Source organism: Scandinavium manionii, assembly GCF_024764775.1.
Classification (GTDB): Bacteria; Pseudomonadota; Gammaproteobacteria; order Enterobacterales; family Enterobacteriaceae; genus Scandinavium; species Scandinavium manionii.
On record NZ_JALIGC010000033.1, the window covers coordinates 79073 to 105759 of the forward strand.

At 54.3% G+C, this 26687-nt stretch carries 25 protein-coding genes; 6 read left to right on the plus strand and 19 right to left on the minus strand.

Annotated features, from left to right (window positions below; translation table 11 throughout):
* Window positions 1-2: 2 nt before the first annotated feature.
* The 9 genes from MUU51_RS04310 to tssB are packed head-to-tail and all read right to left on the minus strand — an operon-like array spanning window position 3 to window position 8079.
* Window positions 3-845, minus strand: coding sequence for a DUF2169 domain-containing protein (locus MUU51_RS04310; protein WP_258967187.1), 843 nt, complete (start codon window positions 843-845; stop codon window positions 3-5).
* Window positions 846-855: 10 nt separating this feature from the next.
* Entirely contained in the window at window positions 856-990 is a 135-nt protein-coding gene (locus MUU51_RS04315; protein ID WP_258967188.1) for a hypothetical protein, read from the minus strand.
* A complete protein-coding gene (locus MUU51_RS04320; RefSeq protein ID WP_258967189.1) occupies window positions 987-2189 on the minus strand; it encodes a VasL domain-containing protein in 1203 nt (400 codons plus the stop codon). Before MUU51_RS04320 ends, MUU51_RS04315 begins: the two co-directional genes overlap by 4 nt.
* The gene (locus tag MUU51_RS04325; RefSeq protein ID WP_258967190.1) at window positions 2182-2799 is read right to left on the minus strand and encodes a hypothetical protein; all 618 of its coding nucleotides are present in this window, start codon (window positions 2797-2799) and stop codon (window positions 2182-2184) included. The genes MUU51_RS04320 and MUU51_RS04325 overlap by 8 nt, the downstream gene beginning before the upstream one ends.
* 20 nt (window positions 2800-2819) lie before the next feature.
* A complete protein-coding gene (gene tssG, locus MUU51_RS04330) occupies window positions 2820-3869 on the minus strand; it encodes a type VI secretion system baseplate subunit TssG (protein WP_258967191.1) in 1050 nt (349 codons plus the stop codon).
* Window positions 3833-5632 (minus strand): type VI secretion system baseplate subunit TssF, encoded by a 1800-nt coding sequence (gene tssF, locus MUU51_RS04335; protein ID WP_258967192.1) that lies wholly within the window; start codon window positions 5630-5632, stop codon window positions 3833-3835. The genes tssG and tssF overlap by 37 nt, the downstream gene beginning before the upstream one ends.
* A complete protein-coding gene (tssE, locus tag MUU51_RS04340) occupies window positions 5632-6069 on the minus strand; it encodes a type VI secretion system baseplate subunit TssE (protein WP_159767459.1) in 438 nt (145 codons plus the stop codon). The genes tssF and tssE overlap by 1 nt, the downstream gene beginning before the upstream one ends.
* Before the next feature lie 6 nt (window positions 6070-6075).
* Window positions 6076-7554, minus strand: a complete 1479-nt coding sequence (tssC, locus tag MUU51_RS04345; protein WP_258967193.1) for a type VI secretion system contractile sheath large subunit — start codon at window positions 7552-7554, stop codon at window positions 6076-6078.
* A 27-nt stretch (window positions 7555-7581) separates the two neighbouring features.
* Window positions 7582-8079, minus strand: a complete 498-nt coding sequence (tssB, locus tag MUU51_RS04350; RefSeq protein ID WP_159767456.1) for a type VI secretion system contractile sheath small subunit — start codon at window positions 8077-8079, stop codon at window positions 7582-7584.
* 624 nt (window positions 8080-8703) lie between these two features.
* Here tssB and MUU51_RS04355 point away from each other — a divergent pair.
* A complete protein-coding gene (locus MUU51_RS04355; protein WP_159767453.1) occupies window positions 8704-9222 on the plus strand; it encodes an Hcp family type VI secretion system effector in 519 nt (172 codons plus the stop codon).
* Window positions 9223-9398: 176 nt separating this feature from the next.
* Here MUU51_RS04355 and dbpA read toward each other — a convergent pair whose 3' ends face one another.
* The 3 genes from dbpA to MUU51_RS04370 form a co-directional block, all read right to left on the minus strand.
* Window positions 9399-10772 (minus strand): ATP-dependent RNA helicase DbpA, encoded by a 1374-nt coding sequence (gene dbpA, locus MUU51_RS04360; RefSeq protein WP_258967233.1) that lies wholly within the window; start codon window positions 10770-10772, stop codon window positions 9399-9401.
* Between the two features lie 154 nt (window positions 10773-10926).
* On the minus strand, window positions 10927-11979 hold the full coding sequence (locus MUU51_RS04365; RefSeq protein ID WP_258967194.1) for an S-methyl thiohydantoin desulfurase domain-containing protein: 1053 nt from the start codon (window positions 11977-11979) through the stop codon (window positions 10927-10929).
* A gap of 25 nt (window positions 11980-12004) precedes the next feature.
* Window positions 12005-13612, minus strand: a complete 1608-nt coding sequence (locus MUU51_RS04370) for an OPT/YSL family transporter (protein ID WP_258967195.1) — start codon at window positions 13610-13612, stop codon at window positions 12005-12007.
* Window positions 13613-13794: 182 nt separating this feature from the next.
* On the opposite strand from MUU51_RS04370, the gene MUU51_RS04375 reads away from it, so the two are divergent.
* Window positions 13795-14565 (plus strand): IclR family transcriptional regulator, encoded by a 771-nt coding sequence (locus MUU51_RS04375; protein ID WP_159776010.1) that lies wholly within the window; start codon window positions 13795-13797, stop codon window positions 14563-14565.
* A gap of 60 nt (window positions 14566-14625) precedes the next feature.
* On the opposite strand, the gene phnE (MUU51_RS04380) is transcribed toward MUU51_RS04375, so the two are convergent.
* From phnE (MUU51_RS04380) to MUU51_RS04400, 5 genes are all read right to left on the minus strand, one after another.
* A complete protein-coding gene (phnE, locus tag MUU51_RS04380; protein WP_159776012.1) occupies window positions 14626-15507 on the minus strand; it encodes a phosphonate ABC transporter, permease protein PhnE in 882 nt (293 codons plus the stop codon).
* Window positions 15504-16370 (minus strand): phosphonate ABC transporter, permease protein PhnE, encoded by an 867-nt coding sequence (gene phnE / locus MUU51_RS04385; protein ID WP_374684586.1) that lies wholly within the window; start codon window positions 16368-16370, stop codon window positions 15504-15506. The genes phnE (MUU51_RS04380) and phnE (MUU51_RS04385) overlap by 4 nt, the downstream gene beginning before the upstream one ends.
* 58 nt (window positions 16371-16428) lie before the next feature.
* On the minus strand, window positions 16429-17367 hold the full coding sequence (gene phnD / locus MUU51_RS04390) for a phosphonate ABC transporter substrate-binding protein (protein ID WP_159776016.1): 939 nt from the start codon (window positions 17365-17367) through the stop codon (window positions 16429-16431).
* A gap of 31 nt (window positions 17368-17398) precedes the next feature.
* Window positions 17399-18241: a phosphonate ABC transporter ATP-binding protein gene (gene phnC / locus MUU51_RS04395; protein ID WP_159776018.1), complete on the minus strand. Its 843-nt coding sequence runs from the start codon at window positions 18239-18241 to the stop codon at window positions 17399-17401.
* 97 nt (window positions 18242-18338) lie between these two features.
* On the minus strand, window positions 18339-19730 hold the full coding sequence (locus MUU51_RS04400; protein ID WP_159776194.1) for a glycoside-pentoside-hexuronide (GPH):cation symporter: 1392 nt from the start codon (window positions 19728-19730) through the stop codon (window positions 18339-18341).
* Window positions 19731-20145: 415 nt separating this feature from the next.
* Here MUU51_RS04400 and MUU51_RS04405 point away from each other — a divergent pair, with 415 nt between their 5' ends.
* Genes MUU51_RS04405 through iadA form a run of 3 tightly spaced genes read left to right on the plus strand, consistent with a single transcriptional unit; the run spans window position 20146 to window position 22437 of the window.
* The gene (locus tag MUU51_RS04405; RefSeq protein WP_258967234.1) at window positions 20146-20823 is read left to right on the plus strand and encodes a nucleoside recognition domain-containing protein; all 678 of its coding nucleotides are present in this window, start codon (window positions 20146-20148) and stop codon (window positions 20821-20823) included.
* Window positions 20804-21265 carry a YjiG family protein gene (locus tag MUU51_RS04410; protein WP_258967197.1) on the plus strand — a complete coding sequence of 154 codons (462 nt, stop codon included), beginning with the start codon at window positions 20804-20806 and terminating at the stop codon, window positions 21263-21265. Before MUU51_RS04405 ends, MUU51_RS04410 begins: the two co-directional genes overlap by 20 nt.
* Window positions 21266-21273: 8 nt before the next feature.
* Entirely contained in the window at window positions 21274-22437 is a 1164-nt protein-coding gene (gene iadA, locus MUU51_RS04415) for a beta-aspartyl-peptidase (protein WP_258967198.1), read from the plus strand.
* 73 nt (window positions 22438-22510) lie between these two features.
* Here iadA and MUU51_RS04420 read toward each other — a convergent pair whose 3' ends face one another.
* Both MUU51_RS04420 and MUU51_RS04425 read right to left on the minus strand, forming a co-directional pair.
* Window positions 22511-23263: a GolD/DthD family dehydrogenase gene (locus MUU51_RS04420; protein WP_159776025.1), complete on the minus strand. Its 753-nt coding sequence runs from the start codon at window positions 23261-23263 to the stop codon at window positions 22511-22513.
* Window position 23264: 1 nt separating this feature from the next.
* A complete protein-coding gene (locus tag MUU51_RS04425) occupies window positions 23265-24521 on the minus strand; it encodes an MFS transporter (RefSeq protein WP_235033719.1) in 1257 nt (418 codons plus the stop codon).
* A 344-nt stretch (window positions 24522-24865) separates the two neighbouring features.
* Here MUU51_RS04425 and MUU51_RS04430 point away from each other — a divergent pair, with 344 nt between their 5' ends.
* On the plus strand, window positions 24866-26626 hold the full coding sequence (locus MUU51_RS04430; RefSeq protein ID WP_258967199.1) for an alpha,alpha-trehalase: 1761 nt from the start codon (window positions 24866-24868) through the stop codon (window positions 26624-26626).
* Window positions 26627-26687 lie beyond the last annotated feature (61 nt).

Consider the following 26687-nt stretch of genomic DNA (forward strand, 5'->3'; position numbering starts at 1 on the left):
AATTATTTCCCGTTCATCCAGAATTTATCGCCATGGCGCAGGACCGCCCGCTTCCCTGCCCTTACGGTTGTACTGTGCTCCAGCGGATAGCACTTTCCTCCGACCGTACCGCTCTTTATGCCTTTAGCTACTCCGGGCTGGTCCCCGATGGTGGACGGAATAAAGCTCTGATTCATCACCACAACCGGACACGCATTGGCTTTTACTGAGGGAACTTCCTGGACAGCACTGCCCAGACGGGCAATCACCGGATATGGGATTGGGGGGGTATCCGGTGCCTGTGGATGCTGGGCTTGTTGTTCCGCCGTCAAAAGCGCAGACCCGGCTATTTCACCCGTTATTTTTTCGTGTTTTTCAATGCGATTCTCACCACCAAACGTCCCTTCCCAGCGCAGAGGATAAGAGACAAAGCGTTCCGGCGGGCTTAGCGACCATTGCTGAGTTAACACATGTTGCTCAAAATAGCGCTCACCCGTGACCATCAGTTTTCTGCTCAGTAACGATGAACCTTCTGCATTTTTTATCACTATGCTGACCGGTATTTCGGTACAGGGGTGACGCTGTGCAGACCACGCAGTGGCATTAATAATGACATCACAAACCGGTTTAAAAGGTGCGAGATCGCTTTCCTGCAACACCGATGAGGCATTCACTTTTTTGCTAAACTCATCCTCCAGGCAAAGCGGGACAGCATCATCATCCCGCACCCGAAGCTGATAGCCTCCCCGCCCGGTAGGTTGAAGTTGGTAGCCGACTTTCATTACCACAACATGCTTTTCTTCGTCACTGGCATCCAGCATCGCGTACTGCATGGCTGCAAAAGGTGTCAGATTGCGAAATTCCATTTCCGTGTCCTCAGTTCAAGTCGACATCTTTGCCGATGATATTGACCTGCCCACTGGCCGCAAAAACAAACTCGGTGCCGGTGATGGTCACTTTGCCATCTTTGTTCATCTTGATTGAGCTTTGGCCACAGGTCAGTTCGATCACCTCCCCTGCATCTGACGCAACAACTCTTCCAGCGGCGTGGCGCGGTTAAGTTCATTCTGCATCTGGTAAACGGCGGTTTTGAGATACGAGATGGTCAGGCTGCCGTGGGCCTTTTCCTGTTCGACCAGCTTGTCTGAAAGCGCCTTCAGTTGCAGGCGGAGCTGAAAATAGCTGTCCTCTTCGGCGTTGTCGGCCCTGGCTTTCTGCAGTTGCTGCCAGCGCTGTGTCTGGGCGATTTGCAGAGGATCCTTCGGCCACAGGCTGCTGGCCTTTGCCACCACGCGGTCTGCCGTTTGCAGTGCGGCAAGAGGCGAAAGATCCTCCAGCACGCTAATCTGTTCTGGGTAAGCGGGGAGTGTCGGTTTGCTCAGCCATAGCACTACCGCCGTATCGGGCATCTTCGCCAGCGCGTTCAGTTGCTGTTGCAGCGGCCTAACCTGGGTCATGTAAACAACCACCGCCGCCATTGCGCTGAAAAACACACCAGCCGCAAAACCGAGGATGACCGGTGAGCGTTTTGCCGCGGGTGTCGAAAAACGCACTTCCACACCCTGTCGTGCCGGGGTCTCCGGCTGATGCACCGGAACCACAGGCGGTTCAGGCTCATATTGCGGTACGGACAAATACACCAGCGTCTGCTTCGGCTGTGCGGCGGGCGCAGGGGGTTTGATGGTCGGGGCTTCCAGCCGCTTCGCCGTGTTCTGCATCAGGTACAGCAGATTTTCGATGCGGGGTACCCGGCTCAGCTCGACCTGCTGCAGTTTGTCGGACAGCAGTTGCAACGCCCGCTCCGCCCGGAAGATCATCGGCAGGTCCCGGCTTTCAAAGCTGTGCTGACGCAACTGGCTTCCCACCCGGGCGTTGAACCACTCAAGGATTTCCGTGCGCGCTTGCCCCTGCTGCGGCCACAGTTGATCCCACTGGTTAACCACCATCGCCGCCAGCAGTTCGCAACCTTCGGTAAACCCGGCCAGTCCCTGTTTGTGGGTACGGGCCAGGGTGTAATAGGCGGCAGTCTGCAAATCCACACCGTTGCTGCGAAACAGCGACAGCGACAGCGATTCGATTAGGCTCCAGCTCACCTCAGGCCGGGCCGGATGGTTGATTTTATTGATCTCTTCACGGATCGCCGCGAATTCAGGCCAGTCCCGGGGATCTGGGCCTGTCTGAATAATGATGTTCCCGGTAAGTTCACTCATGCTTCATCGTCCTTAATAGAGCGTACCGATCCTGATGCAGGAGTTGGTCGATATCCGAACTCGCCGTGAAGTTGTTCTGGGTGGTCAGGCTTTCGGTTTCCAGCACCCTCAGGGGGTCGCTGCTGAATCCGTTAACCACGGTAGAAGCCAGACGGGCTTCCTGCTGGCTGCCGACGACACGCGACTCCCCGCCTTCCATCATCGCTTCCAGTGGGTTGTTATAGTTGGATACCAGAGACTCCGGCGATACGGTGAGCGGGTCGACCGCCCCGGCGTCTGAATACGCGATATGACATTTGAACGTTAGGGTGCTAAGGGCGATTTCATCTCCCTGTTGCAGTAGCACAAAACCTGATTTCACCGTCAGCACGGACTGGTTAATGGTGATCGCATCGTTTAATACCCGCAGGCAGAAAGCGCCGTCGCGCCATTCTATGGCGAACGCCGAGGCATGGACGCTGCCGCTCTGATCCTGAATCGACCAGGGATGGCTGACGTCGCTCCCAACCGTGCCGCCCTGTAAGTGAAACAAATGGCTTGCCTGCTTACCGCTTTCCAGTTTGTCGCTGTTGATGACCCGTAATGACAGCGTTGGCTGCTGTTTATCCATGAGTTACTGAATCCTTATTGTTATTCCATCACGCTAATGGTGACGTGCGGCTTCGCTTCGGGCTGTCCCAGAAAACTGGTCCATCCCAGCAGGTTGTTCTGCTCTGTGCCCAGCACCATGCCGCTCACCTGCTTTTCTGCCAGCCCCAGACGTAAATCCCACGCAAACTGGTCACGCATAATGAAAGCCACGAACATCACCAACGGCGCATAGTTGGCTCCATCAGGTAAAAACGATAAAAACTGCTCGCGGGTCAGTTTGTTAATGCACAGTAGGAACTTGCCGCTACGGTCTGCCACCCTGGCACCGATAGAGAAATTGACGCCCATCACCGACTTTTCCTGATACTTATTACCACGCACCCGCACCCTGCTACCCAACCGGTTCTGCTGTTCCGGGGCAATGCTGACCTTGCGCAACTGCCAGCTGTGAAGCGTGACATCCTCGAGGTTGAAGCAGTGGGAAACCAGACTGCAAATCACCTCCGGAGCGCGTCCCGGGCTTGCCAACAGGCCAGCATAGGCGAGCATTTTTTCGTGGTTAATTTGCAACTTGTTGCGGATTGCCGTGCTACCCAACCCCACCAAGGCAAACATCCGCTGGGAGAAGGGGTCGTTTCCATTGTCGAAGCAAATGTAGTAGCGGTACTTGCGCCAGATCTGATGCAGCAGCGTCAGCAGGCGGTGGTTGAATACGTTCATGAAATCCGTCAGCCGGTTTTCGTTTTGCGCATCCTCCCAGGCCAGCGAGTCCAGGTAATATCCCGGCAGCGGCGACTGGCTGCCATGCAGCCCAAGGAACGAGACCTCCAACTCAAACTGGTTACGCGCCGAGGTGTGCAACGCAATGATGTCGCGAGTGGGGAAAGCCAGGCTCGCGGAGGATTTAAAACGAATCGCCTCCTGCCCCGGGTCTTGAGCATGGGAGGGTTTTTCCCACGCTACCGCCAATTGGTGGAGAAGCTCGACCAACTGAAAGAAGTTGTAACGTGTTACATCCAGCCCCGCGGCGAGCGGAGTCCCCTGCTCCAGCCCTACATCAGTGCATGCTGCCCCGTTTGTACTGGCCATTCGTAACTTTCCTGATTATCAAGATTGGTAACTTTTAAGAGATGGAACGCATTGACGCTGGCGTAGAGTGAGAAGAAATGTGCCAACACTGTGCTGAAGAGATAAAGTTCCCCCTCCGAGTTGAATGCACTTTGCTCCAGCCACAACGTGGTCTGTAATCCCCTGACGGGCAGACCACGGAACAGGCGGTCAATGGGTTGTGTTTCGATGCGCTTAATGGCGTCCAGCCTCCGTTGTGAAGCCCTGGCAGACTGCCGGTTGTGCATACTCGGAAAGTCATAAGTATGCAAAATCTGCTTCAGGGCATCTTTATCCAGCAACGACATGTAATTCAGAGACATATTGGAGAGCAGCGACCAGTGCAGGCTGCCGTCCACCACTGGGTAGAGCGGCACCGAGGGCCGGGTAATATTGCGAAAAGTAGCAAACGATGGGCTGCCTTTTGTTATTTGGTTGATATCCCCCACCCGAAGCAGCAAAGGCAATTCACGGTTGGTACACGTCAGACCAATAGAGATGTTTTCGCCCTTCATCATCACTCTGGATTCGTCGCTGCGTACGAAGGAAATAAAGTGATCAAATCCTTTATGGAACAATGCGTTCTTGACCCTCAATCGATAGTAGAGCGCGTCCCGTGACTGGGTATGTTCAACCTGATGATGGAAACTTTCAAAAGAGGTAAATGACCTCCCTCGCCCGCGTGAGAGCCCCGGCATGCCGCCGGTTTCATCCAGCCAGCTGTCTACGCTATCCACGGAGAAAATATCGAAGTGATCCGCATTGAGATAACTGACGCGCAGTGGGTATTCTGCTTGGGTTCCGTCCAGCATAATGGCTTCACTGTCATGCTCGAAGAGGTTCACCGCAGGCGTGCAGTTCAGGCGTAGCGTGGTCGAACGGACTTTTATCTCAGGCGGCAGCGCCTGCGAGAAATAGAAATTCAGCGTAAATTCACTGGCATTAAGCTGTGGTGGTAAATCAACGACACCCGTCACATCAAAGAAGAGGAAGCCTTCCGGAAAGCAAAAATACTCCTGAAGGATGCGATAGCCCATATAGGCGTTTTTGGTGTAGGGCAATAGCGCGTCTTCACGCGCAAAACCCACGGGCGTAAAATCAAAGTCGGGCATTGGGATAATGGCGCCATTCACGACTAATTCTGCTCGTTCGAAGTAATGGCTGATCCAGAAATAAAGCTGGGTGCTGGTGTAATAATCTTCGCTCAAATAAAAGCGCAGTTTGCCCAACTGCAGCTCCTGCATATTCAGTTCAGCTTTCGAGGCAAAATCGACGCGCAGTATTCCATGCTCATTGCTGTTGTTGGCCGAAATATTCCTGATAGCCATCGGGAACAGCCAGAGATCGCGGCACAGCCTGAAGGTACACTGCGGCCCGTGAACATCCGTATCTTCGTGTGGAACGACCGGCACGCTCAGCACCTTAATACCACGGTTTATCAGCGTGGCCTGGGTAACCACGTTGTCGTCCGGCGTATATTCGATAATCGTCATGCTGGGAATGGGCCGTAAATAGTTTGGCCACAGCATGTTTAATAAGCCGTGGGTTAGTTCCGGGAACTGGTCATCAATTTTCTCACGCAGGTTGCCCGTTAAAAAAGCAAAGCCTTCCAGCAGACGCTCAACGTCCGGATCTGAACCCTGCTCAGATAAAAAAGCGGCGAGATGAGGCCGCTCGATGGCTGCATCACGCCCTAGTTGCCGGAGGTAATCCAGCTCATCCCTGAAATATTTTTCGAACGACATTAGACATCCTGGCTAAAGCAGTAACGACGGTTGTTGTCCAACTGGATATTAAATTCGACCACATCACCAATATTGTCGAAATCGACGCAGGCGCTGATATGGAAGCTGAGCAGTAGCGGGTCCGCATCGCTGATTAACGACTCAACCGTAACGGCGGAAATGCGCGGTTCAAAACCCTCAATGCACTCTTTAATAGCCCGTTCAATGCTGGTTCTGAAATCGGAGGTGGTTGCCGTCGCATCGTTGAAATCAACTACGCCAAGACCGATAGCGCTCTGGCACCCTCCGGGCCGCGAGTTCAGAACTTCATTTAAATGCTGCTGGATAGAGCCTATCAACCCGGAAAGGCGGCTACGGGAGGAAGGTCGTCCCTCCCCCTGTATGCGCTCAAACAAGCTGGCAGAACTCCCTCTCGCCCAGTTAAGTAGCGCAGCCATACCTTGTTATTCCTTATCCAGGCGGCCAACCAATGACAACTCGAAGCTCGCCCCCATGTATTTGAAGTGTGGACGAACCTGCATCGCCACTTGATACCACCCCGGATCCCCTTCAACTTCCAGCACCTGAATTTGCGCGGAGCGTAAAGGACGACGGCTGCGAACATCTGTCGGCGGGTTTTCCTGGTCGGCGATGTATTGCTTCAGCCAGTTGTTCAACTCACGTTCCAGATCCTGACGCTCTTTCCAGGAGCCAATCTGCTCACGCTGCAATACTTTGATGTAGTGTGCCAGGCGGTTGATGATGAACATATACGGCAACTGGGTGCCCAGCTTGTAGTTGGTTTCCGCCATTTTCCCTTCTCGGGTATTGGGAAAGACCTTAGGTTTCTGCACTGAGTTGGCCGAGAAGAATGCCGCGTTGTCACTGCCTTTGCGCATCGTCAACGTGATAAATCCCTCTTCGGCGAGTTCAAACTCGCGGCGGTCGGTGATCAGCACTTCCGTGGGGATTTTGGCCTGAATCTGTCCCATTGCTTCATAGAGATGGACCGGCAGATCGTGCACCGCGCCGCCACTTTGCGGACCGATGATATTCGGGCACCAGCGGTATTTGGCGAAGCTGTCTGTCAAGCACGAAGCAAGCAAGAAGGCGGTGTTGCCCCACAAGAAATGCTCATGGTTTTTGCTGACATCTTCGTAATAATTGAAATTTTTGATCGGGTTTTCAACCGTGGAATACGGTAACCGCAGCAGGAAGCGCGGCGTGGTTAACCCCAGGTAACGGGAGTCTTCTGACTCACGCAAAGCTCGCCACTTAGTGTGCACCGGGCCTTCAAAAACCGAGCGCATATCCTTGATAGCTGGGAGCTCGGTAAAGCTCTCAATGCCGAAGAAATCGGGTGCAACGCTGGACAGGAACGGTGAATGCGCCATGGCCCCGACTGCGCTGACATACTGCAATAGCTTCATGTCCGGTGAGGTATTGCTAAAGGCGTAATTCCCAATGATGGCCGCCGTTGGCTCGCCACCAAACTGGCCGTAACCGGAGGAGTAAACGTGCTTGTAGAAGCCGGACTGGATGATTTCAGGTGAAAATTCAAAGTCTTCCAGCAGCTCGGCTTTCGTCGCGTGCATGATGTTAATTTTGATGTTTTCACGGAAATCTGTGCGCTCAACCAGCAGCTTCAGCGAGCGCCATGATGATTCGATTTCACGGAAGATCGGCGCGTGAAGGATTTCATCCATCTGCACGCTGAGCTTTTTGTCCAGCTCAACGATCATTCGGTCAACCAGAATCTTATTGATGGGCTCTTCGTTGACGCCAGTATCAAGAATGCTGGCAATAAAGGCCGCAACGCCCTGCTTCGCCACGTCGTAACCGTCGTTGCCCGGCATCAGACGGGTTTGAGACATTATCTCGTCGAGGAGATACGTTGGGCTGGCCTGCCCCTGAACGAAAATTGAATCTTCTTGTAAAGACATACGTTGAATTCCCTTTATCACGCACAATTATTTTTGATTAAGCATGTCCAACTCTTTGAGCAACTGCTCACGCAACGCTTCATTACCTAACAAATCCTGCAGACGCGAACGGAACGCAGGAATATTGCCCAGCGGCCCTTTCAGGGCCACCAACGCTTCGCGCAGTTCGAGGATTTTTTTTAGTTCTGGCACTTTCTTCGCCACGTTATCCGGGGAAAAGTCATCAAGAGAATTAACGGCTAGAGTGATGGGCATCTCTTCTTTGCCGTCGCCGTCCAGGTGGTTAGAGACATTGAACGCCAGGCTGATATTGGCTTCGTTCATCACAGCGTTGAAATTGCTTTTATTAATGGATACAACCTGACGCTCTTCAATAGGGGTATCTTCTCGAACGCCTTTAAGATCGCCCACTACCAATAAATTTAGAGGTAATTCAATTTCTGCGACCTGGTCGCCAGTATTGGGTACATATTTGATATTTATCCTTTCTTTCGGAGCAACACTACTCTGATTACTCTTACTCATAAGTCGTCCTTTTTTGTATCAATAAGGGATTGGCATTAGCATTCCTGTATCAGATACAAGAATACGCTTTCAGATAACGTGAAGTTTTACTTCAACCCCTAATAATAAATGAATAACGCCACAATACTATCCGATTCCGGACCATCACCGCACGAAGGCATTCTTATCCCAACAGTAATGCCAGTTAACATACCCTCACAAACTTCTGAATTAGAGTCCAGCGCGCCTATTTTGCGTAAACATTGGGAACCTTCTTTTCATGGTCGGGTAGTCATTTTTCAGCGATCACGAAAATAAATCACCACCATTCAAATTAACCATTCAAAAACACACAGTTAGAAGATCACTTAATAACTCAATAATGTATTGATGAAACCTTAGCTTGTGATGTGGTCCCAAACTCCAGAATAAAAATCTATTTTTGCAGATATTATAATTTTAAAAACCGTAAGTACAAAAAAAGGATATTCATGTTTTCCGTGTAACTTGGACACCTTAAGAAAACGCTTTATAGTGCCCCGGCATTATCAGATTTCAGGTCTGACTGCAGAGCAAACGGAGCAAGATACTTGTCCGCATAAATTGCTCCATATCAAACAAAGCTTAAAAGGAAGGATACCTAATATGCCAACTCCCGCGTATATTTCCATCACAGGAAAAACTCAGGGTAATATTACCGCCAGCGCATTTACGGCTGAATCTGTAGGTAATATCTATGTGCAAGGCCATGAAGACGAAATGCTGGTTCAGGAATTCGAGCATATTGTCACCGTGCCAACCGACCCGCAATCGGGTCAGCCCGCAGGCCAGCGTGCCCATAAACCTTTCCGTTTTACCGTGGCGTATAATAAAGCCGTACCGTTGCTGTACAACGCATTAGCATCAGGTGAAATGCTGCCAACGGTAGAACTGAAGTGGTACCGCACCTCCATTGAAGGTAAGCAGGAGCACTTCTTCACCACCAAACTGGAAGATGCGACTATTATCGATATCGACTGTAAAATGCCGCATTGCCAGGACGCCACCAAGGCGGAGTTTACGCAGTTGGTTCGCGTCTCTCTGGCTTACCGTAAGATTAACTGGGAGCACACCACGGCGGGAACTTCCGGTGCAGATGACTGGCGTGCCCCGATCGAAGCATAATGCCATTACATTTCAGGCTGTGAAAAGCCAATAATCGTGAGTGGGGAGTGAGCGTTGTAGAGGTCACCTTCCTGCTCTGCGAAATGCAGCGTCATAGAAGAAGTTCGCCGGGCCTGGAATCAAAGCAATTGTCCAGGCCCGGTAAACATAAATACAAGATTTAGCAGAACCGCGAATTATTTCAGCAACCGTACCTTCACGGACTTGCCTTTGATTTTGCCCTGCTGGAGTTGTTTCCAGGCATGGCGGGCCACGCTCTGTTTCACTGCTACAAAGGCGTGGATCGGGTGAATATCGATTTTGCCGATATCCGCACCGTCGAGACCCATATCCCCGGTCAATGCCCCAAGAATATCGCCCGGCCGCATTTTGGCTTTTTTACCGCCATCGATGCACAGCGTCGCCATGGTGGCTTCCAGCGGGGTGATGGTGACGCTGGTCGGTGCCTGTTGCCAGTGCACCTTCATATTCAGCATCTCTTCCAGCGCGGCGGCACGCTGGCCTTCATCCGGCGCACAGAAGCTGATCGCCAGCCCGCTCTGCCCGGCACGCGCGGTACGACCGATGCGGTGCACGTGCACTTCCGGGTCCCACGCCAGCTCAAAGTTAATCACCATTTCCAGCGCCTTGATGTCCAGCCCGCGAGCGGCGACGTCAGTCGCTACCAGCACACGGCTGCTGCCGTTGGCAAAACGCACCAGCGTCTGATCGCGGTCGCGCTGTTCCATGTCGCCGTGCAGGGCCAGCACGCTCTGGTTGCTTTCGCTTAATGCGTCGCACACCGCCTGGCAATCTTTTTTGGTGTTACAGAACACCACGCAAGACGCAGGCTGATGTTTGCTCAACAGCTTTTGCAGCAGGCTGATTTTGCCGTTGCGCGACACTTCGTAGAACTGCTGTTCGACGGCGGGCAGCTCGTCGACGGTGCCAATTTCCACCGTCAGCGGCTCGTGCTGAATACGGGTACTGATGGCGGCAATCGCGCTCGGCCAGGTGGCGGAGAACAGCAGCGTCTGTCGCTTAGCCGGCGCGTGACTGATGACGTCGTCGATAGCCTCGGCGAAGCCCATATCCAGCATGCGGTCAGCTTCATCCAGCACCAGCGTTTGCAGGGCTTCGAGGCTGACGGTCTCTTTTTTCAGGTGATCGAGCAGACGGCCAGGCGTAGCCACAATGATATGTGGGGCGTGGATCAGGGAGTCACGCTGAACGCTGAACGGCAGGCCGCCGCACAGGGTCAGGACTTTGATATTCGGCATGTAGCGCGCCAGACGACGCAGTTCTTTGGCGACCTGGTCGGCCAGCTCGCGCGTTGGGCACAGCACCAGCGACTGAGTAATAAACTGGCTGGCATCAATGTGTTGCAGCAGACCCAGGCCAAACGCCGCCGTTTTTCCGCTGCCGGTTTTTGCCTGAGCGCGGACGTCTTTCCCCGCAAGAATGGCCGGTAACGCTGCCGCCTGCACCGGGGTCATGGTCAGATAGCCCAGCTCATTGAGATTCTCGAGTTGTTCTGCAGGAAGCGCGTTTAATTCAGCAAAAGAGGTCACGGTCATTATTCCGGTAAAGATATCGGTATCAGCCTGCGGCTGACGTACAGGGGCGTAATCATATCATTGCTGGGGGGCACGGCGGGAGTTTTTCGGACGGGAAATGACAGCTTCCCGCCCGGGGAGGTTATCTCTTCTGCGCTATTGAACTGAGTTAGCTGGCAGGTGCAAATTCGCAGTTGAGCAGGGCTTCAAGCGGGCGATACAGCTCTGGCATAAACATCGTGCGCGACAGTAACAGCTGATCAGCAGGAATACGGACCACCTGAAGGGCCATGCCTTCACGAACATGCGCAGAAACGACCGGCTTGCCCTCGCCATCGAAGGTCATCAGCAAATCAGGGAAACGCGCGCCGAGTTGATTGTTTTGCTCAATCAGCATGTATTCATTAATAAAGCGCAGCGTGGTTTCCATCCCATCATTGAGCGTTATGAAGCCCACATCCAGCCCCCCTTGCTGCTCGCACTGATAGCGGGAAACCGTCCCGCGCGCCACTTCCCGCCCTTGCAGTAGCGACAGCACGCCATCCACGCCGTGATCCAGCCAGGCGCGCCCCACGCGGATGGCCTGGCTAATCGCCCCTGGCGCACCGTGCTGACAGGCATAACTCACGGGGACAGGGTTACGGGCCACGGCGACGATTCCTCCCGCTTCGACGGACGCCCGACGGACAATCCCGGCCACCTGTTCCAGCCCTCCTTGTGATACCCCTTCGACGTAGCGCTCTGCCGCACCGCCAGCCCACGCCTGATACGAACGGAAATTCGCGTCGGCGTGCAGCCCCAGTGACCCCATGGTTCCGGTGGGATGTGCGCGCCCATTGCAGGCGAGGTCGATCAGCGGCAGGCCGCACATCGCCGCATGGAACCAGCCATTAACCGTGGCTTCTGCACCGTTTTCATTGGTATTGAGTGCCACCAGCGTTTGCCCTGACGGAAGCGCGTTCCGCAGTAATTCAATGCTGCGCATAAGATGAGCGGGTTTAAGACAAGGGTCAGGCGCGGCTGGCGCCCCCACCAGCGCCACTGTGGCGGTCAAATCGTCGGCGTTAAACTCATCCGCACTCCACAAATTGACATCGCCCACGCTGAGCGCCAGCTGCGCGGCCTTTTCTCCCGCCGCCAGCAGCCCACCGCCACCCCCGCCGAGAATAGCTCCGCCCCAAATAGCCGCCTGGATGTCATCTGTTGTTAGTTTACGTTTCATTGTTCTGTTCCCTGTGCTGAAAAGGTTATTTACGTAATGCGCCGATCGCGCCGCTAAAGAAATTCAGGAGTGCATCCCCGGCAATCACGCCCCCGGCGAAGACTTCAATCTGTTCGCGTAAACGGGTACCCGCCAGACGTGACACCACGATGCGGAATACCACACCAGCGGCAACCATCCAGCCCGCTGCGGGGCTGCTTATCAATAACCCTGTGGCAAACAGCACGCCGAGCTGACGCTTAGCCCCACCCAGCAGTTGAAGCAGTGCTCCCGGGATGGCCCATAGCGCCAAATTTTGTGCTGCATCGACAGAGATCCCGGCTTTGATGGCGGCGACATAGGCCGCATTGATGGGGGCAAACTGCTGCGCTGAAAAATAGAAACGATGGCTGACCGCGACCACGATAATGGCGGCGACAAACCCGATCATGCCCGCAATTAGCTGTTCGCGGCGGCCCTGCAGTTCAAATTCAGGCGACGCATTTTCCCCTTTCCGCAACAGATAACCGGCTTTTAAATCGAAACCCATGTCCGCAAAGGCCGGTCCCGTTGCCGTGGAAAAGCCAGAAAGCACTACCAGAGCTTCCGGGGGAAAGCCGAGCAGCATGCCAATCAGCAAGGTGATCAGCGCCACGGCAAAGGCAGGAAACCAGCCCGAGTGCATGGCCGCGATGCCAACGATAATTTCATGGACGAAGGCAACAAAAGCGCCATACAGCACGAAGCACACCAGCATTAGCGGCGACATGTGGCTATACAGGCCGGTACCCAGCGTCAGCAGCAGCATGATCGCCAGATAGCCCAGTCCACCGACGCGGAATGCCTGCCCGAGACGACGGCCAGGCAGCTTCTCCGTTTGGCGTCCGCCCTGACGGTAAATAATCCGCGAAACCTGTAATAACGCCATTAACCCGGCACCGATCATCATCCCATGCGGCAAGTACAGCGCGTTGATATCAATTCCGGTCAGGATCTGAGCGTAGCCACGGACCAGCAGACCCGTGCCAAATGCCGCCATGGCAGCGAAACCGCCAATCAGCGCCACACCAAATGCTGACATTGGCAGATGCAGCAGCGCCCCGATTGCCCCGGTGCATAATCCGCCCAGTAACGTCCAGGCCTGTTTCCCGCCTTTATCCCCTGCTTTGATTGCTTCAGCCGCTGCCACCCCCGGCGGCCAGGGGTGACTTGCGGGGAACACCGGCGTATCAAACATGCGGTACAACAGCCAGGCATCCAGCAGCATTGCCAGGCTGACGCCGATTAACATCGGCGTCACCATTTCCGGAAGCCCAAATAACCAGGGGATGCCTATCGGCAGAAACAGGCTGTTTGCGGCACCAAAGGTCGCTGACGAAATACTGGTCTGCGCCAGGTTCTGCGCGTGTATCGAGCGGAAACCGCGAAACCCCGGGAGTGGGATCCGAGAGAGTGCCATGGCCGCAAGCGCACCAATCAGCGAGGTACTGGGCGTGATCCCCAGACTTGCCAGCATCTGAATACCAATAATCGCCCCAATGAGACTTAACAGACTGACCAGCAGAAAATTCGCAGGGGCAAGCGCTTTAGGATGCGTGTAGGGAGGATTTTCCACGCCTACGGGCCCCCCAATCGAGGAGGATGAATGGGTCATGATGCGGCTCCTGCTGGTGAACATCGCCAGGCTTTGTTTTTGTTGTTGTTTTTACATTTGTTCCATAATATGGAACTGTGTTGTAATATTTAGAACACCAATATGTTGCCCCCTTGTTAAATTGTCAAGCACAGGGCACCATGAATGTCAGTTGATACTGCCCGCCTTTAAGGGATGAAAGAATGAGCACACTTGCCAACGCGCGAGATGTCTTACTGCTAATTGCCCGTTTGCAGCGCGATGTGACGGTAACGGATGTCGCTACCGAGCTGAATTTGCCCAAAAGTTCTGTTTCAAGAACCTTGAGCATGATGGCGGAATATGGCTTTCTGGAACGCGATGTGATGACCCGGGCCTACCGACCCGGGCATGTGGTAATGGAGGCGTCATGGCAGTTTCGGGCCGCACACTCAACCTCTTCCCTGCTCGAGGAGTCGTTGGCGGGCCTGGTGCGGCAGTCGGGTTATACCGGTTATATCAATGTACTGGATAATACCGACGCACTGGTTATCCATATGCGTACGGGCTCCCGGTCGCTACAGGTTTACACGCCTCCTGGCAGCCGCGCCCCGGCATGGTCCAGCGCCGCAGGCCGTGCACTCATGGCCGGACTTAAAAGCAGTGAACTATTGGCTATTCTGCCGGACCATTTTGACGATGCCAGAGGCCACGCCCCTCGTTCGCTGAGCGAATTATCCGCTCGCATTGAAGAGATTAAATCGTACGGGTGGTCGCTATCGCGGGGGGAGTACATTTCGGATACCGCGGGGATTTCGGCGGCGGTCGTCGACCCTGCCACCGGGCAGGGTTATGGCTTCGGCCTCGCCATTCCACGAGATGAACTCAACGAAAGCCTGATAGCCAGGCTAGGGATCGCCGTAAGAGATGCCGCCAGCCAGGTCGGAAAACGCGTAGGCGATCCATTCTGGCTGGCGTTTCAGGCAGCGGATTAAGTGTTCAAATGTGGCCGCGCAAATGTATTCGTTATGCGTTCACCCGGCGCTTAACGACGATCACTCTGCTTTATAAAGCGGAATAACCGCGCCAGTAATATAACGGCGGCGCAGCCACGATGACAGCGCATCCATGGTCATCACGACTGCCACCAACAGCAGAGTAATAAACATCACTACGTCCCAGTTCCACAGGCGCATGTTTTCAGCGTAAATCAGTCCGATACCGCCCGCGCCGACGAAGCCTAGTACGGCCGCCGATCGGGTGTTGGATTCCAGCTGATAGAGGCTTAGTGCGAGGAACGTTGGGAACGATTGAGTGAAGATGCCAAAGCGGTGTTTTTGCAGCCCGTTGGCGCCAACCGCCGTCAGACCGCGGCCCGGCGAACGCTCCACGGCCTCGTGCCCTTCGGCATATAAACGCCCAAGCAATCCGGTGTCCTGCATGATTATCGCCAGTACCCCGGCAAGCGGGCCAAGACCGACAGCGCGCACGAAAATCAAGCCCCAGATAGCCATGTCGATCCCGCGCAGCAGGTCAAACAGCCGACGCATAAACATCGCCACAAACCTTGTTACCGGGCCACGCATGACGTTACGCGCGGCAAGAAACGACAGCAGCAGCGCAATCACCGTGGCGGTGATGGTGCCGGAAAAGACAATCGCCAGCGTGATGCCAATCTGACGGAAGTAGTAGCCAAACGGCCAGTTGAGAAAATCATGCCAGACGAACATGCGGAAGAAGTAGCGCCCAAGCTGCTGCATCCCGGTGGTGAGCTGTTCGTAGCTGATACCAAACTGAATGAAGAACCAGATGTAATACAGCCCTACCGCCAGCGCCACAATCGCCAGATGGAGCAGGTAGCGACCCTGGGCGCGAAATAGCGCCGGGTGCGCTTCGCGGTAATGTTCGGTGTCGGTCACCGCTTGCCCATTGTTCATTTTTCCCCCTCCAGCACCCGCTGACGCAGGCGGCCAGACAATGTATCCAGCAGCGAGACCACGATGACAATCAGTAGCAGGGTCATGCTCACCTGGTCGTAGCGGTCGAGTTTGATGTTGGTCATCAGCTCCTGACCAATCCCGCCCGCGCCGACCAGCCCAAGAATGGTCGACGAGCGGAAGTTAATTTCAAGACGCATGAAGCCGTATGAAAGAAATATCGGTTTAACCTGCGGCCACAGCGCGAAACGCATCCGCTGTATCGGCGTGGCACCACAGGCGGTCAGGCCGCGCACCGGTTTGTCCTGCGCGCTTTCAATCGCTTCGTAGAACAGCTTGGTCAGGCTGCCGATGGTGTGCAGTGTCAGTGCCAGAAAGCCCGGAATCGCGCCAATCCCAAAGGCCATTACGAAAATCACCGCCCACGCCAGCTCCGGCATCGTGCGCAGAAACGCCACCAGCGCGCGGATGCCAAAGCGTAAACCTGCTGGTGCCCAGGCATTTCGCGCCGCCAAAAACGCGAGGATCGTCGCTATCGCCACCGCCACCAGCGTGGAAGCTAGCGCCAGCTGTAGTGTTTCCCAGATTAGCGGCAGCTGAATCGGCAAGCGGTAGCCCCAGTAGGCCAGCGACCCTTTGGTGTGCACATCGCCAAACAGCACGCCGCCGTGCAGCGTCGGTACAGTTTCGAGCATGTAATCGAGGAAATTCGGCAGCGAGTGCCAGATGGTGAGGAGATTAAATTCGGCGGCTTGTCCTGCCGCGATGTAGAGCACCAGCAGCAGCGCCGACCAGGTGAACGTGTCGCGCGTCTGACGCATTTTCACCTGCTGGTAGTAACGTTCAAATTCAGTATTCTGCATGTTCACTCGCGCAATGGACTCTCCCCCGTAGGCTGCGCGGGGGAGTGAAAAGGTCTGGTTAACGGGCGTTAACCAGTTCGCGTTTCATGTCGATAATCTGCTGGAAATCAGCCACGGTCGCCGGGCCGATGTGCTGGGTGCCGCCCATCGCTTTGATGAAGCATGCATGATCTTCTTTATCCAGTTTCTTCACCGCCTCGACGACTTTGGTTTTGAATTCTGGCGGAAGACTATTGCTTACCAGGATTGGGCCATTGGGGATCAGCGGCGACTGCCAGATGATGCGAATGTCTTTCATCAGGTCCGGGTGATCCATGCGGATCAGGCGGTTGAACGCGCCGGCAGTGTAGCCGTCGTTGTAGTCACCGACCATCGACGCCCAGGTCACTGCGCCTGCGAACTGGCCGTTCAGCACGCCGAGAATGTCCTGCTCGTGGCCGCCTGAGAAGGTGACGCTCGAGAAGAAGTTGTTGTATTTATCATCCGTGGTGCCGCCGAATTTCTTCTTGAAAGCCTGGTTCGGGATCAGGAAACCGGAGGTTGAATCCGGGTCAGCCATACCGAAAGATTTGCCTTTCAGGTCATCAAGGGTTTTGTACGGGCTGTCGGCCTTGACGATAACCACCGAGTGGTAACCGCGAGACTGGTCTTTATCGTCCACCGCGATACCGACGATATCGACCGCTTTCGGGTTGTTGATGTATATCGAGGCGTAGGACGATGGCGACATGCTTAGCACTACGTCCACTTTACCGCCCAACAGGCCCTGGATAACGCCAGAATAGTCAGAGGAATTACGCAGCTTGGTATCGACGCTCAGTTCCTTGTCGAGAAAATCCTTCACGCACTGGTTATCGCCAATCTGCTGGGTGGCGTTTTGGCCGCCCAGAATACCCAGATTCAGCTCTTTCGGTTGCTCCGCCGTGGCCTGCCATGCCACCAGCAGCCCTGCCATCATCGCGGAAAAACGTAATGCGCTCGTCATGTGCTTATTCATTATCATTGCCCGTGTTGTCTTGAGTTGAGGATTAATGGAGCTGGCTGATTTCGTCGCCATAAAGTTGCTGCAGGACATCCGGGTTTAAGTCGTCCGGATGACCGTCAAACACGATTTGCCCCTGCGCGATGCCTATCACGCGGGTGCAGTAATTTTTCACCAGTTCAATGGAGTGCAGGTTGACCATCACGCTGATGCCCTGCTCGCTGACTTCACGCAGGGCAGTCATAATGCGCTGGGTGTTTTTCGGGTCGAGCGAGGCCACCGGCTCGTCGGCCAGCAGAATCGACGGATTCTGGATAAGCGCCCGGCAAATCGCCACGCGCTGCATCTGGCCGCCGGAAAGATTTTCTGCGCGCTGTAGCGCATGAGGCAGCATGTTCATCCATTCGAGCAGCGCGATAGCACGAGCGCGGTCGTCGTCCGAGAACACTTTAAACAGGGATTTGAACGTTGAGGTCTGGCTCAGACGACCAAGCAAGACGTTGGTCAGCACATCGAGACGCGGGACCAGGCAGAAGTCCTGGAAAATCATGCCGCATTCGCTGCGCCATTCATTGAGGGCGCGTCCGCTGATGCCGGAAACATCACGCGGGAGACCGACTTCCGGATAGCTGAGCAGTTCGCCCGAGGTTGCCGAGTGAGTGCCGTTGAGGACGTGCAGTAGCGTGGATTTCCCCGCGCCTGAACGCCCGACGATCCCCACCATTTCACCCGCATGAAGATCAAAATTGATGTCGTTCAGCACCTTTTGCTGGGCGTTGTACGACTTGCATACGTTTTTCACGCTCAGCACTTTGCGCTGTGGGGCGTGAATAATCTGCGGTTGAACGGGATAATCGTTCAGGGAAAAGAGTGCGCGAGCGTTGTTCATAAGAGTTCCACGTTGCTTGTTTTCGCCGTGGGTTATTAACAACGCTGCGCATGACGCTTTAATGACAGAAAAACGCTAAACAGATGAACATCACGGCTTATGGCGTGACGGAAGAGGTCTCTGTTGCGCGCTCTGACTCAGCAAACACGCCGTGATTCAGGTCAGTCACAATTGCGTTCATCCTTGATTCAGTGAGGCCGTAGTATCTGATGGCAATGGCGGTCAACAGATAGAACACCGATGGGATGACTGAGAACAGCAGAACGATGCCGTACAGGGCTTCAGCCGACTGTACCCGGCTGCTTGAAGCATAGCCATAATACGCCAGCACCCAACCGAGAATCGCCCCGCCGACCGCGACGCCAAGCTTGATAACAAAGATATTAGCTGCCACGTTCATGCCAGTAATACGGCGTTGGGTTTTCCATTCACCGTAGTTGTTGGCGTCGGTTATCATTGACCACTGAATGGCTGCATTCCCACCCTGGACCAGCTGAATGAGAATATGAGCGAAAAGCGGAATGACCCAGTAATTCATCGGCAGCATGAAGCACACCACGCCCAATGCCGCATTGATAAGGTTTATCCAGAACGAGAGTTTTACTTTACAGAAGCGGGTGCCAAACGGTTTGGCTAACACCGAGCCAAACATCGAGGCGAACATGCCCCCGAGCATAAACCAGCTGATGATATCCGCCCCTTCGCGCAGCACACTATTCACGAAATAGACCACCGCCCCGCCGCGAATAACCACCGCCACCAGCATCGTGAAGTTATATACCGACAGTATCCGCCACTGATCGTTGCGGAACAGTATTTTCACATCACGGGCAATATTCAGATTCTCTTCTTTAATCGGCTGAACACGCTCTTTGGTGGTAATGAAACAGACGATGAACATCAGGCAACCAATGACGCCAAATATCGCCATGGCCACCTGAACACCGGTCGCTCTGTCGCCTGGATAAAGGTAATCCGCCAGCGGTAAAATTAACGCGGTGCCTAATGCGCCGCCTATTGGCGTAATGGCAAAACGCCAGGATTGCAGGGACAGACTTTCCTGCGGGTCGGTGGTCAGTGCTGCGCCTAATGAGCAGTAGGGAATATTAATTGCGGTGTACATCAAAGTCATAAATATATAGGCCGCGACCGCATAGACGACTTTTCCGCTGTCTGAAAAACTCGGAATAGAATAAACCAGTACACAGCTCACGGCGAAGGGAATGCAGATAGCCAACAGCCATGGCCTGAAGCGTCCCCAGCGGGTGGCGGTCGCATCAGCAATGGCCCCCATTATCGGGTCGGTAATCGCATCTAATATTCTAACTAATAAAAACATGGTGCCCATGACTGCCGGTGGTAATCCATAAATATCGGTATAATACCAGGCAAGAATAGCGACCGATGAATCGAAAACGATATGACTGGCGGCATCACCGAGGCTATAGCCGACTTTTTCTCTGACGGATAACTTTTCACCTGCCACGATAAAACTCCCCTTCAGTATTACGTTGTGTAACCGGTTTCTTATGTGGCACTATTTTTTGCACAGCCAGTGAAAGGTGGTCCATTATGTTTTTTAGCTAGTTTCTTATGTTTTTTGCTTTATGTGATCTGAAAGGGGTTACTCCGGATAAGCCGTCCGGTTTTAGTGCCTTCGCAGAGTGCAACCGGGTATGAAGCCTTCTGCTCGCAGACTAATCGTGTCTGGAAAGCCGAACACTTATCAGGATCTATCATCGAAAATAATCCACCCCGAGCAATATCCGGCATCAATAATATAAACCAAAGTTATAATTTAAATATCCCCATAAACACTTGTCTTTTGTTTAAATTTCGTTTTATGTTCGAGAGCCCGGGAAACCATAATTTCTGCACACGACAATGACAACAGGAGGTCAATGATGGGTCATACTTCCCCTATACAACCCAAAGTGACATGGGTTGGTTATTTATCTTTTTTCATTACGATTATTTTCTTTTCAGGTTTGTTTGGCAAAAGTACCGAATGGTGGCGCGTTTTTGATTTCACCGTACTGAATGGATCATTTGGTCAGGTTAATACCGCCGGCGACACGGTAGTGTCATTTCGCGGGACCGGTGGTACCGGGGCAAAAGATGGCTTTCTGTTTGCCCTGGAATTAGCCCCGTCGGTGATCCTTTCTTTAGGGATTATCTCTATTACCGAAGGATTAGGGGGATTGCGCGCCGCACAGCAACTGATGACGCCAATTCTTCGCCCGCTGCTCGGGATCCCCGGGATATGCTCTCTGGCACTGATTGCCAACTTACAAAACACCGATGCTGCCGCCGGGATGACTAAAGAGCTGGCCGCTGAGGGCGTAATTAATGAGCAGGAACGCGCGGTGTTTGCCATGTTCCAGACCAGCGGTAGCGCATTGCTGACGAATTATTTCTCATCCGGGGCCGCCCTTTTTGCATTTCTTTCGGTCCCCGTCATCATGCCGCTGGCGGTGGTGCTGGTGTTTAAATTTGTCGGCGCAAATATGCTGCGTCTGTGGATTGCATATATTGAAAATCGTGCATTAAAAGGATCAGATAATGACAACGCAAACGCATAAAAATGTCATGGACCTGTTTACGGACGGGGCCAGAAGAGGCTTCACTATCGCCACCACCAGTCTGTTACCCAATGTGGTGATGGCGTTCGTGATAATCCAGGCCCTGAAAGTCACCGGATTGCTGGAGGTAGTCGGTAAGGTCTGCGAACCGATCATGGCTCTCTGGGGCTTACCCGGCGAAGCGGCAACCGTGCTGCTGGCCTCCGTCATGAGCATGGGCGGCGGCGTTGGGGTGTGCGCCAGCCTGATCATGGCTGGCACCTTAAATGGTCACGATGCCACCGTGCTGCTGCCCGCTATCTATCTGATGGGCAATCCGGTGCAGAACGTCGGGCGTTGTCTGGGAACCGCGGGCGTATTACCGAAATATTATCCGCACATTATCACTATCTGTGTTGTGAGTGCCCTGCTCTCTATCTGGGTCATGCAACTGATTGTCTGAGGTAAAAAATGGATTTCACTGATTACGGTTTGACGCTGTTCAAACAGGCGCAGCTTTATGCCCCGGAAAACCTGGGCCGTCAGGATCTGCTGGTCGCGGGCGGTAAAATCGTGGCGATTGCCCCGCACATCGCGGCAACCCTTCTGCCGGGCTGTGAGGTCATCGACCTCGACGGCGGCTCCCTGTGTCCGGGCTTCATTGACCAGCACGTACATCTGATTGGCGGTGGGGGCGAAGCAGGCCCGCATACCCGCACCCCGGAGGTGCGGCTGTCCCGGCTGGTGGAAGCCGGGGTCACGTCGGTCGTCGGGCTATTGGGGACGGATGGCATTACCCGTCACCCGGAGTCGCTGCTGGCGAAAACCCGGGCGCTGGAAAATGAAGGGATCAGCGCGTGGATGTTGACCGGGGCCTACTCGCTCCCCTCACCGACAATTACTGGTTCGGTCGACAGAGACGTGGCGCTGATTGACAAAGTGATTGGCGTCAAATGCGCGGTTTCCGATCATCGCTCATCGGCCCCTGCCATTGAACAACTGGCGCAAATGGCGGCGCAGGCGCGGGTGGGAGGCTTACTGGGTGCCAAAGCCGGGATAAGCGTGTTCCATATGGGTAACAGCCCGCGCGAGCTTGAGCCGCTGCGGGAGATCCTGCGCCATGCCGATGTGCCGATAAGCAAATTACTTCCGACCCACATCAACCGGGCCGAATCGCTGTTTATCGCGGCATTACAGTTTGCCCGCGATGGCGGGTTTATCGACATTACCAGCAGCATTGAGACACCCATCGATCCCGCGAAGGCGATCATGAGAGCGCTGCAAGCGAACGTGCCGCTGGCCCACCTCACCCTCAGCTCAGACGGAAACGGCAGCCAGCCAATATTTGATGACCAGGGAAATCTGACCGGGATTGGCGTCGCAGGGTTTGACTCATTAGCGGAAACCTTGCGGGCACTGGTGCAAGACCATCAGCTGCCGCTTGAGCAAGCACTCTGCCCGCTGACCCACAACGTGGCGACATTCCTGGGCCTGGCGCATAAAGGCCGTCTGGCGCCCGGTTGTGATGCTGACCTGTTGCTGCTCGACGACCAGTTGCAGATCCGCGCGGTATGGGCAAAAGGAAAACAGATGGTCCGGGACGGCAAAGCCTGCGTCCGGGGAACTTTCGAGTGATCTGCGCTATTTGACGTGACCTGTGCGGAAGCCCTTGAAATGGGCTTCCGTTTTTTTGCCCGCTCCCTGGCGGTTAAACGATGGTATACCCGCCATCGACGATCAGATTCTCCCCGGTCACCATTCCGGCTTTTTCACTGACCAGCCAGGCCACGGCTGCCGCGATTTCGTCTGGCATGGCGAAACGCCCGGCGGGAATTTTGGCCTTCATCTCCGTGGCGCGGTCGCCTTGCCAGTAGCGCTTACCTAACTCCGTTTCCACCACCGTCGGAGAAATCGTGTTTACCGTGATGCCGAATTTACCCCATTCGGCGGCCAGCACTTTCGAGGCAATCACCAGGCCTGCTTTACTGGTGCAATACGCGGCATGGTTTTCCAGGGCAATCACGCTGGCCTGCGAGGCGATATTCACAATGCGCCCGTAACCTTGCCTGGCCATATATTCCCCTGCAGCCTGCGAGAGGAAATACGGGGCCGTCAGGTTGACGAGTAACGTCGCATCCCAGCTCTCTTTTTTCACCTCGGCGGCGGCTTCAAGGATCCCGATCCCGGCATTGTTCACCAGAATATCGATTCGCCCATAATGGTCGACCACCTGCTGTACCAGCCCGGGTAACGCAGCGATATCTGACAGATCGGCGACAATGCCGAGATGCTTTCCGGGCAGCCGACTCGCCTGGGAACCCACCTGTGGGTCTTTATCCACCATCACCACCGTAGCCCCGAGCTGATGCAGTAATTCGCAAATTGCCAGGCCAATGCCTGCGGATGCTCCGGTCACCAGAGCGGTTTTCCCTTTCAGGCCAAAGAATGTATTGATGTCCATTTTACTCCTCCATAGAGTGTGAAACGATGTGTTGCTTAGTCCCTGCCGGAACCGATTCCGGCTGTGGGTTGCGAATAAACCAGGTCAGCACCCCGCCCAGGAAATAGAGTGCGGAATAACAGATAACGACGGTTTTAAAATCGAATGAGGCGCTGAACAGCACCGTGGCAATCGCGGGCCCGATGAAATTGCCAATGCCGCCGCCGAGATTTTGTACCGAGATGGCAGCCCCTTTGTGGTTAGGCGCCAGCATCGGGAAAATCGCCCCCATTGGCACAAAGGAGGTGATAGTGAAGGCCAGTAGTAAGGCGAAGAATATCGCGACACCGATATTGCCCGGGAACCAGAGTGGCATGAAATAAAACAACAACGTGGTGACGGTACAGCCAAAGAAACCGACCCAGCGCATCTGGAATAACCAGCCAATCCGGTCGCCAATAATCCCCCACAGCACGTTAGTCACTGGCTGAACGAGGAAGAAAATCCCCCATATTCGCATCCATTGTTCCGGCGTAAAACCCACCGCCTGAGAGGTATAATGCAGCGGCATAAATATCGGAAAACCAAACAGCGCCAGGTTGCATAATATTCGAATCACCAGCGCCAGGAAGATACTTCTGTCCTCAAAAATCAGGGTGATGCCCCGGCTGATTTCGAGCAGTTTATCCGCCATCGGAATCGCAGCTTTGTTTTCAGCCCCAAGATCTTTTAAGGTGAAAATCGCCAGCGCACCGCCAATAATCACCCACCCCAGCGACATCCATAAGGTCGCGATAAAGCCAATCAGGGGAATAGTCACACTCGGCAGAAAGGAAGCAATAATTCCGTAGCCGATAGTGAACATTGACCATATCCAGCCGGTCGCCGACGCCAGCCGATGTGAGGGCGTTCTTTGCACCACCAGCACATAAAACGCATAGAAGAATAAGGGATAGGCGAAGCCGCGCAGTGCGTAGAACAGCAGAATAAGCGGATAGTTTTTTGCGGCAAGGCCAAAATGTATAAACAGGATATGAAATACCACCCACCAGACCACGCCGAGCGCCATGATTTTACGTGGCCCGTATATTTCACTGATCCCCCCCGACAACCAGCTTGCGATTGCCGCCGTCACGGCATACACCGTGAATATCATTGCGCTTTGTGAAACTGTAAAGCCGATATCAATAATGTATTTCGATAAGAACGCTAACTCGACGCCATCGCCAGTCATAAATATGGCAATGGCGATATACCCCCAAAAAAGTTTAATGGGCATGCCAAAAACAATTTTTGATAACCCGGGTGTGGCTTCATCTCCCCGTTGTACATATGCGGTCATATTCTGTCATCCCTTTACGTTCGAGCGTGAGTAGACACGTCAGGGGAGTATAAAAAATGAGCAAACAATGACCTTCTTGAGAGTGCCAGAGCATCAAGCGGACTGTCAGCCAGAGGGGATTCGGGGTATGTCATCTCACACATTGCATAAAAAAAATATCCCCTGACGCAACGGTAATTTTTCCGGAAATGCACTAAACGTTAACCCTGACACACGCCGGGCCCTATATTCGTCTATGGTTGTAAACAGCGGAATTTGCGCAACTAAAAGGAGAATCAACGATGAGAAAACCCGCTTTGCGCCGCCCTGATACGCTTTACCTCGCCCTGCAACTCGCCCTCGGTGGCGCCCTACTCTCGCTGAGTCTGACCTCGGCCCAGGCGGATGACGCCCTCGCCGCCACACCACAGCCGCCAGATATTTTATTGGGTCCGCTGTTTAATGATGTGCAAAGCGCGAAGCTGTTCCCGGATCAAAAAACGTTTGCCGATGCGGTACCTAAGGGTGACCCGCTGATGATCCTTGCGGACTACCGGATGCAGCGCAATCAGTCGAGCTTTGACCTGCGCCATTTTGTAGAAGTGAATTTCTCTCTGCCGAAGGAACAAGATAAATACGTGCCGCCTGCGGGCCAGAGCCTGCGTGAGCATATCGACGGCCTGTGGCCGGTGCTGACGCGTACCACTGACAGCGCCGCGAAGTGGGATTCCCTGCTGCCATTGCCGAAACCGTATGTCGTGCCCGGCGGTCGCTTTCGCGAAGTGTATTACTGGGACAGCTATTTCACGATGCTGGGCCTGGCGGAGAGCGGTCACTGGGACAAAATCGAGGATATGGTCGCCAACTTCGCCTATGAAATTGACACCTGGGGCCATATTCCTAACGGCAACCGAACCTATTATCTGAGCCGTTCGCAGCCACCGTTCTTCTCGCTGATGGTGGAACTGCTGGCGAAACACGACAGCGACGCGCTGAAAAAATACCTGCCGCAGATGGAGAAAGAGCACGCCTACTGGATGGACGGTCAGGACGCGCTGCAAAACGGCGAGGCCAATAAACGCGTGGTCAAACTCAGTGACGGCGCGCTGCTCAACCGCTATTGGGATGACAAAGACACGCCGCGCCCGGAATCGTGGCTCGACGATGTGAATACCGCCAAAAGTAATCCGAATCGCCCGGCGACGGAAATTTACCGCGACCTGCGTTCTGCCGCCGCGTCCGGGTGGGATTTCAGCTCACGCTGGATGGATGACCCGCAAAAACTCAGCACCATTCGTACCACCAGCATTGTGCCGGTCGACCTTAACGCATTGATGTTCAAGATGGAGAAAATCATCGCGAGCGCCAGTAAGGCTGCGGGGGATGACGCCAAAGCCACCCGTTACGATACGCTGGCAAGTGACCGCCAGAAGGCGATGGAGCATTATCTGTGGAACGACAAAGAGGGCTGGTACGCCGATTACGACCTGAAAACACACAAAGTGCGTAATCAGCTGACCGCCGCCGCGCTGTTCCCGCTGTACGTTAACGCCGCCTCAAACGACAGAGCGGCAAAAATGGCGACGGCAACGGAATCGCGGTTGCTGAAAGCAGGCGGCATTGCGACCACCACCGTCAACAGTGGTCAGCAGTGGGATTCCCCGAATGGCTGGGCACCGCTGCAATGGGTTGCCACCGAAGGGCTACAAAACTACGGCAAGGACAAAATCGCGATGGACGTTTCCTGGCGATTCCTGACCAACGTGCAGCACACCTACGACCGTCAGCAAAAGCTGGTGGAGAAATATGACATCACGTCCACCGGCACGGGCGGCGGCGGGGGGGAATATCCACTGCAGGATGGTTTCGGCTGGAGTAACGGCGTGACGTTGAAAATGCTCGATTTGATCTGCCCGAAAGAAAAACCGTGCGACAACGTGCCAACAACACGGCCCGCAGCGACAGCGCCCGTCGTGGCACCGGTGAAATCGACCACGCCGTCGGCGTCTACCGCACCTGCGACAAACCCACCCCCAGCCGCTCCGGCTGAAAAAACGCAATAATCGCCCGTCAACCTGCTACCCGTTTTGGTAGCAGGCTTTTTTCTCGCATCATCCGCAACCC